The following is a 12,838-nucleotide window of genomic DNA, read 5'->3' on the forward strand; positions in this document are numbered from 1 at the left end:
ATGGACTTCGGCTATAATTTAGGTAGGTAAATAGCAATACGTTTATTATGGATAGGTAAATTTATATCTATTCGATCGTAACCGCTCTTTCGAGGAGTTCACTTTTGCTGCATAGAAACAGAGGGCGCCAAGAACCGGCGACAAATGCCCTTTCCCGGGATAACGGGCTTTCGCACTACCAGGGAAAGCGTGAGCGCCGTAAAAAATCCCACATAATCTGGACTGTTGTTATCGTGATCCTTGCGGTGATCGCAGTGGGAGCGATCGCGTTTGCGGCTTTCTATTTCGATATCGACCACCGACTCACCTCACGGATCTCCCCTGATCTGGCAGCTGAGCTCTCCAATACCTCAGAGCCCTCTGGCCCCTTCTACATGCTGTTGCTCGGCGTCGACAAAGACGAAGCGCGCGCAGAGGATTGGGGCGACGATAACAGTAACTTCAGGACTGATACGATCATCCTGGCGCGCGTTGACCCCAAGAACCTGAAGGTCACCCTCGTCTCAATCACCCGCGACACCCTCGTCGACCTGGGTGAGTATGGACAGGATAAGATCAATGCCGCCTATTCCTACGGTGGCCCTGCGCTCACGGTCAAAACCGTCGAGAACTACGCCGGTGTCGATATCAACCACTATGCGGAAGTGGACTTTGAAACCTTAACAAAGATCGTCGACACAATTGGCGGCATCGACGTCAATGTCCCGGTCGACGTGGAAGACCCCTACTCCAATGCGGATATCAAAGCCGGAGAACAGACACTCAACGGAGAGCAGGCGTTGGCACTCTGCCGTTCGCGGCACGCCTATGATGCCTACGGCGCCGGTGACTTCTATCGCGCAGCCAACCAGCGTATGGTTATCGCTGCAATCGTCAAGAAAGTCCTGGCATCCAACCCGTTGACGATCACCTCCACCATTGAGAACTTGGCGGACGGCGTCACGACCGATATGGATGTGGGGCAGATCATATCTCTTGCGATGCAGATGAAGGACCTCGACGTCGATAACGATGTGTATTCCGGTATGAACCCCACGATCGGCGAAGACATCAACGGCGTCTCCTATCAGATCACCGACCAACAGGCCTGGAGAGCTATGATGCACAGAGTCGATAGTGGAGAGACTCCCTACGAGCGTGCAGACGATGACCCGACCTACGGTGTTGCCGGCTCAACCGGAAACGCAGGTTACGACGAGAATGGTATCAGCACCACGAACGGGGATGCAAGCTCCTCAGATGAGGATTACTCCGGCACCGTGGAGGTCCTCAATGCCACGGGTATACCGGGGGCTGCAACCGATGCCGCGAACCAGCTGAACGATGCAGGGTTCAACGCCACCGCCGACACCGCGCAGGACATCTCCAAGGGCATCACGATCGTCTACCATGGGGCTGACAATCGGGCAAAAGCCAATGCGGCAGGTAAGGTGCTTTCCTCGCTGGGCAAGTCAATCACGTGCTTCGATGACAGCAACGGTGTCTATGCCTACACGAGCGATATCCTCGTTATTCTCGGTACCTAATTCACCAATGACTCTTTCATTGACGAATCCGTACGTAGGGAAGCGTGTGGATAAAGATGGGTCCGTCAGTTGCGGAAATGTGCGACAGTCGCAAATGGCGAAGCACCCTTGCAGCTTTGGGCTACCTCTTCTCGCCCTGACAGACACCGAACAGCGACACGAACCTACTCAGGCAAGACTGGAAGCTGGATTTCTTCGTGTCTGGGAACCTGAATAGGTAGAGCAGCACAGCTTGTTTGCAAGCCCCATGGCCTTGTGCAGGTATGCTTTGTCGGTGATGTCTGCCCTATAGGCCTCGTCAGTGCATTTGGTTGCCTTCACGAGTGAGAGATGAGACCTATCTCCATAGTGTGCACAACTATTGAACCTTCTGCTCTATGCGAAAGCAGTGTGTCTTCGATTCACTTGGAAAAGGGCTTTCCATGCCCTAAGATCACGCCGACGCTCTTGAGTGCGTCGATGCCTGCCACAGTGCAGATCTTGTTCTTGGAGGGCCCGCTCTTCTGCACGATGTCGGAGTCGGTGAGGTAGGGCTTGTCTGTCCAGATGTGGCCGCACAACACGAGCCGGTTCTAGTAGCCATCGGCGGTGGCAGCGCCGCTGTGGTGCCACACGAAGGCACTCGTGTGGGTGAGGTCACACATCTCAAAGATGAGGTCGAAGGATGTGGTGTAGCACATGCAGGTGATGGGGCACTTCCAGCTCAAAAGTTCCTTCTTAGCGTATTTCAGCGCTAAGAGCTAGGCTGTGTACCTTTGACGCCCCGGTGGTGTCTGCTTGTCTTTCCAGCTTTTGGCAAACCTGCAAATGTGGCAAACAGGATGGAACCATCACAGCTCGGTCGCCTCTTTGAGCGTTTCTGCGCCTATCTGTCTTGCGACATCTGCGTTCTACAACCGCAGTGCCAAGGGACGACACCGTGTCCTTGTAGGGGGTTGATTGCGACCATGGTGGATTTCCTATCCACGCAGGCGGCCATCCGCTCAGGAATATCGTCAAACATAGGGCCAGATAGCCACTTGGGCAAATCTATGCTTGGCAACGCCAATGGTAGCGCCACAGGATTACAGGTGAGAGATCCTATCCACACGCTTCCCTACTCTCGGAGTTTTTGAAAGCAACCGCTCCGCTTCTTCGAATCCAACCGCGTTGTCAACCATAGGAATACCTCTCAGCGTTTGCTTGTTTTCTCTTGAGACTACTGTCTGGTCAGCCCCCCATAACACGCAGTTGGAACAATCAACCTCTGTTGGCTGTTTGTTTGATTATGCCTCTGCCCTGATCAATATAATTCAGAAAGAGAAATAATGTCTAGAAATGAAGCCCGATACTCGAGAGAATCCCCAGTGCCTGGTCTGTTTCTATACCTGCTCTGTCCGTCTTTCAGTTACACGTTGAAGCGGAAGTGCATTACGTCGCCGTCCTGCACGACGTAGTCTTTGCCTTCCATGCGCAGCCGTCCTGCCTCACGGGCACCAGCTTCACCTTTGTACTTGATGTAGTCGTCGTAGCTGATGGTCTCGGCCTTGATGAAGCCCTTCTCGAAGTCGGAGTGGATGACGCCAGCGGCCTCCGGAGCCTTCGCACCTATACGGACCGTCCAGGCCTTGACTTCCATCTCACCTGCGGTAAAGAAGCTCTGCAGGCCCAAGATATGGTAAGCCTCCTGTGCCAAGGTCTCCAAGCCGCTCTTCTTGAGGCCCAGGGACTCCAGATACTCATGTGCCTCTCTGTCATCCAACTCAGAGAGCTCTGCTTCCACCTCTGCGCAGATGGGGATCGGCTTCTGCCCCTCGAGCGGCTCAAAGTCATCGTGCAGTTGATCCTCATCGCAGTTCGCAACATACAGGATCGGCTTCATGGTCAACAGGAAGAGATCGTGTGCCGCAGCCTTTTCATCGTCGGTCATATCCATATCCGTGGCACGGTGTCCCTCATTGAGCCAGCCCTGCAGGCGTTTGGCGACCTCGAGCTTCGGTCTGTTGTCCTTGTCCCGCTTTGCCTCTTTCTCCAGCTTGGGGATCGAACGCTCCAGGGTGCCCAGGTCTGCGAGCACGAGCTCCGTCTGGATCGTATCGACGTCAGAAGCCGGATCGACCTTGCCTTCGACGTGCACGACGTCCGGATCCTTGAAGTAGCGTACGACCTCACAGATTGCATCGGTCTCACGAATATTGGCTAAGAACTGGTTACCGAGACCCTCGCCGTTGTTAGCGCCCTTGACCAGGCCTGCGATATCGACAAACTCGACCGTTGCCGGCACAATGCGCCCAGGATGCACGATGTCCGCTAGCTTCTGCAGACGCTCATCCGGCACATTGACGATACCGATATTAGGATCGATTGTAGCGAACGGGTAGTTCGCTGCCAATCCTCCTTTTTTCGTCAGTGCTGTGAACAGCGTCGATTTTCCGACGTTTGGAAGTCCAACGATACCAATGGATAAGGCCACGGGAACATCTTCTCCTTTTCCTGAGCGCCTGCACGCTCTCCTTACGCTCTATGTTTCTTCGATGACTCTCCGGACTCTTCTTCGGCGGTTTTCTCGATCGCCTTGAGCCCGTTGTCGAGCATCCTTTTGCCCTGCGCCTTCAGCTGATACACCTTCTCACGCTCTTTCTCGGCCTCTTCCGCATTGGGATCGGGGACCGCAAGCGCGCTGCCGTCAGCCGGATGCATCGTCAATGCCCCCTCACGGCAGACAGCAGCGCATGCCCCGCAGCCGATGCAGTAAGCGGGCTCGATATTTACATGCCCGGTGTTATCGATCTCAAGCGCATGCAAGACGCAGACCTTGGTGCAGTCCTCGCACATCGTGCACTTGGAGTTATCGCACCTCGGGATCTGCTCCTTGATCTTAGTGGCAGGACCTGGCCACTTCTGCAGCGCCGCCATCACCAGCTCACGCCGCTGCGTCAGCATACGCCGGCGATGCTGGGAATTCTGCACGCCCACAGCTTTCTCCAGTGAGCGGGAGAGCTCATTGATCTGACGGGTATGGTTCTGGATGCGCTGGCCCAAAGCCTGTGCCCCACTGATTGTGCGGTCTGCTCCTAACATGCGTGAGCCGGAACGTGCCATCTGCCCGATGAACTGGGAGCGCTTGTACTCCCGGGTCTCCTCGTGGTTGAGCGCCTTCTCTTCAACCTCGAGCCCACAGTGAGCTCCGGTCAGCTCCTCTGACTCGCTGATCGCATTGACATAGGCTTCCTCACCGGTCGTAGTGCGGCAACGGTCGCACACGCCGAGCGGCAGGTATACCGAGATGTTGTCGAACTCCATAAAGAGTGCGAACCAGAGCTCTTTTGGTACCGCTCCCACACAAGGCAGGACGATCTCATTGGCCGCCGGGATCCGCCCCAGGGCACGGGTGCAGGTGATATAGACCTGCACGTGTGAAGCCGCCTGCCGGGCGATCCTGTTATAGAGCGTCTTGGGCATCAGCTTCTGCACGATGAAGGCCTCGGTGGGACAGGCTGCGGAGCAGAGCCCACACTTGCGGCAGTCCTCATTGATCGAAACCTTACTGTCGGTGACTGTAATCGCGTTGACCGGGCACACATCCGTGCAGGCATGGCACAGCATGGTGTCGTGTCCTGCCACGTCCATGCAGCGCACCGAATTGGCGCGCGGACGCTCCTTGTAGTCGGAGGGATTCCACTGAGGGGTCTTCTCAGGATCAAACGAAATATTGTTCACGACATGCTTCACAGGGTCGGAGACCGCGCTCCAGTTCTGCGAGATATCGATAATATCATCGAGCCAATCGTGCTTTTCAACCATAATTCCCTCCTTAGGTGTAGCTGATTAAGTGTAGTGCACTCCTGTATATCTTCTATAGTAAAGCGACACGAGGCACGAAAAAAGCTCCAGAAGCGAGACACTCCCGGAGCAATCGTTCAAACACTCAGACACTGTTCACGCCTGTGTACCTTTAGTAGGCGCCGCCTTGTCCGCCTTGGGCAGCCGCGTTGGAGATAGCTTCCTCAATCGTGGTATCCTTAGGAACATCGGTGACCGTAGCCTCAGTGATCAGGATCAGAGAAGCGATGGAGGCTGCGTTCTGCAGGGTAACACGGGTGACCTTCACAGGATCCAGAACACCCATCTCGATCATGTCGCCCCACTTGCCGGTTGCGGAGTCAAGGCCAGAGCCTGCAGGCATATCCTTGACCTTCTCAACGACGACGGAGCCCTCATAGCCGGCGTTCTGTGCGATAGTCTTGACCGGAGCCTCAAGTGCCTTACGGACAATTTCGACACCAATCTTCTCGTCCGCGTCGACGGTCTTAACGTCGTCCAAAGCCTTTGCGCTCTCGAGGAATGCGACGCCGCCGCCTGCGACGATGCCCTCATCGACAGCTGCACGTGTAGCTTGCAGTGCGTCCTCGATGCGGTGCTTAATCTCCTTCAGCTCAGCCTCGGTTGCTGCACCGACCTTGATGTCTGCGACACCGCCGGAGAGCTTAGCCAAACGCTCCTGCAGCTTCTCCTTATCGAAGTCAGAGGTCGTGTTCTCGATCTCATTCTTGATCTGGGCGATGCGCTCGTTGATAGCATCCTTGGAGCCTGCACCACCGACAATCGTGGTGTTGTCCTTGTCGATCTTGACGGTCTTAGCACGGCCGAGCATCTCAGCGGTGACATCGGAGAGGTTGACGCCGAGCTCCTTCATAGCCACCTGGCCACCGGTGACAACAGCGATATCCTCGAGCATACGCTTACGACGATCGCCGTAACCCGGAGCCTTGACAGCTGCGACATGCAGGGTGCCACGAAGTTTGTTCAGAATCAGGGTCGCTAGAGCCTCGCCGTCGACGTCCTCGGCAATGATGAGCAGCGATGCGCCCTGCTTGGAGACTGCCTCGAGCACCGGCATGATATCCTGGATGTTGGAGATCTTCTGGTCAGTGGCCAGGATATAGGGATCCTGCAGCTCAGTGGTCATGCTCTCCTGATCAGTTGCGAAGTACGGGGAGATGTAGCCCTTGTCGAACTGCATACCTTCGACGGTGTCGATATCAATCCCAAATGTCTGGGACTCGTCGACGGTGATAACGCCGTCCTTACCGACGATCTCCATTGCGTCAGCAATCTTCTCACCGATCTCAGGGCTCACTGCGGAAATGGTGCCGACAGCAGCCACCTGCTTTTTGGTGTTGACCGGCTGAGCGGACTTCTTCATCTCATCGACGACCGCGGCAACTGCCTTGTCCACACCACGACGGATTGCAATCGGGTTGGCACCTGCTGCGACGTTGCGCAGTCCCTCATTGACCATAACCTGTGCAAGCAGGGTTGCGGTGGTCGTACCATCACCGACGAGATCATTGGTCTTGGTAGCAACTTCCTTAACGAGCTGGGCGCCCATGTTCTCAATCGGGTCCTTGAGCTCGATCTCCTTAGCGACACTCACGCCGTCATTCGTAATGGTCGGAGCACCATAGGAACGCTGTAATGCCACGTAACGACCCTTCGGTCCTAAGGTGGTGGTTACCGTATCAGCGAGGGTGTTTACGCCCTTGGCAAGCTTAGCACGTGCGTCAGCGCCGAAATTAATATCTTTTGCTGCCATGTTATTTATCTCCTAGCTCTGTTGATATCTTCCGATATCAGCTCACATAACCTAACTTAGTCCTCAATGATTGCGTAGATATCGTCTGCGCGAAGCAGTAAGTAATCCTCGCCGTCAATCTTGACCTCATTGCCGCCGTACTTACCGAAGTACACTTCGTCGCCAGCCTTAACATCCGGAACAATGCGCTCGCCCTTGTCATTCATCTTGCCAGCGCCCACAGCCACAACCTTGCCGCGCTGCGGCTTCTCCTGTGCGCCTGAAGAGATATACAGACCGCTTGCGGTTTTCTCCTCTTTCGGTGCCGGCTTGACCAGTACACGATCACCCAAAGGCTTCAATGTCATAATTCCCGAACCTCCTTAACGTGCGCCTGAACCAGGCGCGTGGAATGGGCTTTTCTAACCCGTTGTCACGAACAGTATAGATATTACCCAATGCATGGAAGTTATACCTGCAAAGTAGAAAATATCTTTTGTGTATACGCTTAGATTTCCTACTGCTCAGATACTAACCCCCCCCACCGCAGTCAGCGGGGTGGGCAAGACTGAGAAAGCGAGGGGCCTCGGCATACACGCCAAGGTCCCCTCACCTTACAAATCTCAGAGTAGCTTATGCCTCATAGTCTTCAGGATCGATCTGATCGAGCTCCTCAAGCCACAGCTGAGCCATGGCATCCGAGGGCATCCTCAGATCCCCGCGCGGTGACACCGCCACGCTGCCCACTTTCGGGCCGTCCGGCAGGCAGCTGCGCTTGAACTGCTGCGCAAAGAACCGGCGGTAGAAGACCTTGAGCCACTTCAGGATCACCACCGGGCCAAACTCATCCCCGAGCGCATAGACCGCCAGGCGGAAGACCTTATGCGGCGCAAATCCCAAGCGCAGCATGTAGTAGAGGAAAAAGTCATGCAGCTCATAGGGACCGACCAGATCCTCGGTCTTCTGGGCGATCGTCCCGTTCGCCGTCGCAGGCAGAAGCTCCGGGGAAACCGGGGTGTCCAACACGTCCATCAGGATGCTTGCTTCCACCTCGTTGCCGCAGTTATCCGCGACATAGTGGACTAAGTGGCGTACGAGGGTCTTCGGCACGGAGGCGTTCACGCCGTACATCGACATGTGGTCCCCGTTGTAGGTCGCCCAGCCCAATGCCAGCTCAGAGAGGTCACCGGTGCCGACAACGAGGCCGCCTTCCTGGTTCGCGATGTCCATCAGGACCTGTGTCCGCTCACGAGCCTGCGCATTCTCGTAGGTCACGTCGTGCACGCTCTCATCGTGCCCGATATCCGCGAAGTGCTGCTGCACGGCCTTCGTGATGTCGACCTCACGCAGCGTGACGCCGAGCGACTTAGCGAGCTCCTCAGCATTGCTGCGTGTACGCTTCGTTGTGCCGAAGCCCGGCATTGTCACGGCGATGATGCGAGAGCGGTCAAGACCCACGGCGTCAAAAGCTTGGACGGTCACAAGCAGTGCCAGTGTGGAGTCAAGCCCACCGGAGACGCCGACCACCGCGCAGGTGGAGTGGGTGTGACGTAACCGCTTCGCTAAGCCCTGGCTCTGGATCATCAGGATATCTTCGCAGCGCTCGTCGCGGGTCTCCTCGTTATCCGGCACGAAGGGTGCGGGATCCACAGAGCGCGTCAGGTGCGTATGGGTAAGTTCGAGGTGGAACGGCGTCACCACATAGCCCGCCGTCTCAGGGGTGACCGCAGTGTGGAAGGTTGAGAGGCGCTGGCGCTCTTCAAGCAGGTAGGACACATCGAGCTCAGAGATCGTCTGCCCGGAACCGAAGGGCTCAGCCTCCGCGCGCATCGTGCCATTCTCCGCGATCATATTGTGCTGCGAGAAGACCAGATCCTGCGTTGACTCCCCCGGGCCAGCGCTGGCGTAGAGGTAGCCGCACACGAGCCGCGCGCTCTGTCCCAAAACGAGCATACGGCGATAGGACGCTTTCCCGACCAGGGCATTGGAGGCGGAGAGGTTGCAGACCACAGTCGCCCCTGCCACTGCGTGATGGATCGAAGGCGGATCAGGCGCCCACAGGTCCTCACAGAGCTCAACAGCAACGACGAGGTCGGGCATAGTGTCACAGGTAAAAAGCTGGTTTGCCCCGAAGGGGACCGATCCAAACCCCGCTACCTCAATCTGGCTTACCTGACTGGGACCTGGGGAGAAGTGCCGTCCCTCATAGAACTCGTTGTAGGTGGGAATCGTCTGCTTCGGTACGAGCCCCAAGAGCTTCCCCCCATCGAGCACTGCGGCGCAGTTGTAGAGCTTGCCGGCAACCCGCATCGGCACGCCGACGATGATGAGGGCATCGAGACCCACCGTTGCCTCAGCCACCTGCTTAAGGCCGTGTTGGGCTGCCTCGAGCAAGGAGGCCTGCAGGAACAGGTCCTCGCAGGTGTAGGCGGTGATACCGAGCTCGGGGGTCACGATCAGCTTGGCGCCTTTGTTGGCAGTGTTGGTGATTGCGTTAATGAGTGCGCCCACATTGTAGCCAACGTCCGCAACCTTAACGGGCGGGGTGATTGCGGCAACCGAAACAAACCCATCCTTCATGGAGATCTCCTTTTGACGGGATTTTGCCATCCTCTGTGTATCCCTTTCAGGATAAAACAAAGCTCCCCGCTCACACGAGGAGTTTTGAAAACCAGTAGGTTATGAGTTGCTTTTTTCGTCTTCCAGGTAGCGCTTCAAGAACTCACGCGTACGGGGCTTCTTCGGATGGGTGAACATATCGTGCGGGGAGCCGGATTCCACGATCACGCCGTCATCCATAAAGACGACCTTGTCGGAGACGTTCTTTGCGAAGTCCATCTCGTGGGTCACCACGACCATCGTCATCCCGCCCCGCGCCAGATCGCGCATAACGGAAAGGACTTCACCTACGATCTCTGGGTCCAGGGCGCTCGTCGGCTCGTCGAAGAGCATGAGCTCCGGTTCCATGCACAGGGCGCGCGCGATAGCCACACGCTGTTTCTGGCCGCCGGAGAGGGAGACGACGGAAGCCTGCGCATAGTCCTTAAGGCCTACAGCGTCGAGGTTTTTGAGCGCCACACCCTCCGCTTCCTCTCTTGTCATCTTCTTCAACGTGACCGGCGCCAGGGTACAGTTATCGAGCACATTGAGATTGTTGAAGAGGTTGAAGCCCTGAAAGACCATGCCGATACGCTCACGGAGCTTGTTGACGTTCACGGTCCGGGAGACGAGGTCCTCCCCCCTAAACCACACATGGCCCTCATCGGGAACCTCAAGCAGATTGATGCAGCGCAGCAGTGTGGACTTGCCCGAGCCGGAAGCCCCGATGATCGTGACGACCTCCTTAGGCATAACCTCGAAGTTGATGCCTTTGAGCACCACGTGGTCGCCGAAACTTTTCTTGAGCCCCTCGACTTTGACGACGGACTGCACGTTCGTATTTGTGTCACTCAACTTACTTCACCTGCTTCGTCTGGGGGACCGGCGCATTGGAGGTGCTCAGTACAACTCGAGCAGCCTTGGGATCAAAGTGCTTAGCGAACTTGTCCAGGAGCTTCGTCGCGACCATCGTCAAGATCAGGTACACGATTGCAGCGGCCACATAGGGTTCCATCTGCTTGTAGTAGACGCCTGCGATCGAGCGGACCGCGAAGGTGAGCTCAAGCACGCCGATAGCCATGAGAACTGAGGAATCCTTGATGTTGATAACGAGCTCGTTGGAGAGCGCCGGGATTGAGTTTCTGATGCCCTGCGGAAAGACGACCTTGCGCATCGCCTGCCACTGTGAGAGGCCTAAGGAACGAGCTGCCTCAGTCTGCCCCGGATCGACGGAGAGGATACCGGAGCGCAACACCTCCATCATGTAGGCGGTGGAGTTGAGCGAGACGGTGACCAGGCCGGCGTTGAACGGGGACCATACGTTTAGGATCTCCGTCGGCGTCATGCCTCGCGCGGTCAGCATACCGGTGCCCGCATAGTAGATAATGAGTCCCTGGATCATCATCGGCGTACCGCGCATGATCGTGGAGTAAACCTTCGCGAATCCTACGCCGACCTTTTTCCAGAATCTGACGAAGTCGTTGTCAGAGCGGTCAATCTGCTGCAGGCGCAGGAAGACCAGCACTAAAGCCAACACAAATGCGACGAGCGTGCCGACAACCGCGATAATGATCGTATTCAGGATGCCTTGTAGGAAGGTGCTGCGCATCTGATAGAGCATGTAGATCATGGAACCGAGGAAGTCTGAAGGATTCGAATCCTGTGTCACCGCGTATTGCACGATATCGACAATGCGCATGATGCCGCGGTCGATGACCATCACGATCGTGATGCCCCAGGCCACATAGGAGCTAAAGCGCTCAATCTTCTTCGCCCTCGGCGTCGCGAGGGGTGAGGTTGTCTGGTAGGCGTCACCGTGCCACTTCACGATCTTGTTCACGAGCGCCACGAGTGACACCACGACCCACACTACGAGCAGATAGAAGAGCACGCACTCAAGCGGGTACGAGTATCTCAAAAAACTCGAGGAGGTATGCGGCTGGCTTGAAAGCCACAAGCCAATCAACGCAATCACTGAGGTAGAAAGAAAGACGTAGCGATGGTCCTCGGTAACGAATCGCTTAAACCTGCCCTTTTTCTTTGCCATATCTGAAAAGCTCCTTTGTCAGATACGGCATCTCCCCTACTGTTGTGCTGCCGAAGAGATGCCTATCTGTAATCGCTTACTTCGATTTACTCCGGCAGACGCGCCTGCACGTCGTCCCACACCTGTTGGCGTTCATCCTGGGGGACGGAATTGACCACATCATTGATCTGCTGTAGCGTGTCGCCTTGCCCCTTCGCGATACCCGCGTTGATCGGAGCGTCCTCTTGGAATAGGGCCTGGGATCCATTGATCTCTACCGGTGTCAGATCCGGATTCGCTTTCAAGAGCCCTCTCTCATTTTCCACGTCGAAGGTAATCGCATCGCAGGCACCCTGATTGAGGTTTGAGAGCTGGGCGGGGACCGAATCGACCGGTGTCAGGTGGTTCACATTCGGGATCTCATCGATCACTGTATCGAGCAAGGTGTCGCGCTGGCCTAACACGGCTGCGCCGGCAAAATCATCCAGGCTCGTGGCGTTCACATAGGCAGAGCCTTTTCTCACGAGCAGACCATAGTGGCTGGTCCAGTACGGATCGGAGAAGTCGATTGACTCGCGACGCTCGTCGGTGGCGGTCATGCCACCACAGATGATATCGATCTGCCCGTTCTTCAGGGCCTCAACAAGGCCTGAGAATTCCATCTTCGAGGCAACAGGGTTGAGATTGAAGTGCTCAGCGATCTTCTTCGCGAAGTAGATGTCATAGCCATCCGCATAGGCATCGCTCTGTCCCTCAACCGGGATCGTGTCCTCAGTTTCCTCAGACACCTGCCAGTTGAAGGGAGGGTAGGCGACTTCCATACCGACACGCATCGTGCCGTTATCGCCGAACGTCCGCTGCTGGCTGCCCGATTCCTCTTCGCCGATCTCGACCGTTTCCGTTGAAGGACCGCAAGCAACCAAGAAATCTGCGGCGCCGACGCTGATAGCGGTCAGGCCGGAAGCCTTCAGGAAACTGCGGCGGGAAACATTCGCTCGCCCGTGATGGGCAGAGCCGGTATCACGTTGTTGCATGGATCTTCTTTCCTTGCTGACGGCACACCCAAGGGGCATGAAAAAAATGTCCCTTTGTAGTGCAAGATTACTCAATTTACGCAGCAATCCCAGAGTGAGT

The 12,838-nt window shown here is 56.2% G+C and carries 10 protein-coding genes; 1 reads left to right on the forward strand and 9 read right to left on the reverse strand.

Annotated features, from left to right (window positions below):
- The first annotated feature begins 104 nt into the window (after positions 1-104).
- Positions 105-1,526: an LCP family protein gene (locus J4859_RS14115; RefSeq protein ID WP_212330781.1), complete on the forward strand. Its 1,422-nt coding sequence runs from the start codon at positions 105-107 to the stop codon at positions 1,524-1,526.
- 401 nt (positions 1,527-1,927) lie between these two features.
- Here the strand turns inward: J4859_RS14115 and J4859_RS14120 are convergent, their stop codons facing one another.
- The 9 genes from J4859_RS14120 to J4859_RS14160 form a co-directional block, all read right to left on the reverse strand.
- Positions 1,928-2,086 carry a hypothetical protein gene (locus J4859_RS14120; protein WP_212330785.1) on the reverse strand — a complete coding sequence of 53 codons (159 nt, stop codon included), beginning with the start codon at positions 2,084-2,086 and terminating at the stop codon, positions 1,928-1,930.
- Positions 2,087-2,913: 827 nt separating this feature from the next.
- Positions 2,914-3,978, reverse strand: coding sequence for a redox-regulated ATPase YchF (ychF, locus tag J4859_RS14125; protein WP_212330788.1), 1,065 nt, complete (start codon positions 3,976-3,978; stop codon positions 2,914-2,916).
- Positions 3,979-4,019: 41 nt separating this feature from the next.
- The gene (locus tag J4859_RS14130) at positions 4,020-5,309 is read right to left on the reverse strand and encodes a 4Fe-4S binding protein (protein WP_212330791.1); all 1,290 of its coding nucleotides are present in this window, start codon (positions 5,307-5,309) and stop codon (positions 4,020-4,022) included.
- A 151-nt stretch (positions 5,310-5,460) separates the two neighbouring features.
- Positions 5,461-7,101, reverse strand: a complete 1,641-nt coding sequence (groL, locus tag J4859_RS14135; protein WP_212330794.1) for a chaperonin GroEL — start codon at positions 7,099-7,101, stop codon at positions 5,461-5,463.
- Between the two features lie 56 nt (positions 7,102-7,157).
- Positions 7,158-7,448: a co-chaperone GroES gene (gene groES, locus J4859_RS14140; protein ID WP_212330797.1), complete on the reverse strand. Its 291-nt coding sequence runs from the start codon at positions 7,446-7,448 to the stop codon at positions 7,158-7,160.
- Between the two features lie 265 nt (positions 7,449-7,713).
- The gene (locus J4859_RS14145) at positions 7,714-9,660 is read right to left on the reverse strand and encodes an NAD(+) synthase (protein ID WP_212335390.1); all 1,947 of its coding nucleotides are present in this window, start codon (positions 9,658-9,660) and stop codon (positions 7,714-7,716) included.
- 99 nt (positions 9,661-9,759) lie between these two features.
- On the reverse strand, positions 9,760-10,533 hold the full coding sequence (locus J4859_RS14150) for an amino acid ABC transporter ATP-binding protein (RefSeq protein WP_212330800.1): 774 nt from the start codon (positions 10,531-10,533) through the stop codon (positions 9,760-9,762).
- A gap of 1 nt (position 10,534) precedes the next feature.
- Positions 10,535-11,725, reverse strand: coding sequence for an amino acid ABC transporter permease (locus J4859_RS14155; RefSeq protein ID WP_212330803.1), 1,191 nt, complete (start codon positions 11,723-11,725; stop codon positions 10,535-10,537).
- An 86-nt stretch (positions 11,726-11,811) separates the two neighbouring features.
- A complete protein-coding gene (locus tag J4859_RS14160) occupies positions 11,812-12,738 on the reverse strand; it encodes a substrate-binding domain-containing protein (protein ID WP_212330806.1) in 927 nt (308 codons plus the stop codon).
- Positions 12,739-12,838: the final 100 nt, after the last annotated feature.

Origin of the sequence: Atopobium sp. oral taxon 416, from assembly GCF_018128285.1 — a bacterium.
Classification (GTDB): Bacteria; Actinomycetota; Coriobacteriia; order Coriobacteriales; family Atopobiaceae; genus Olsenella_L.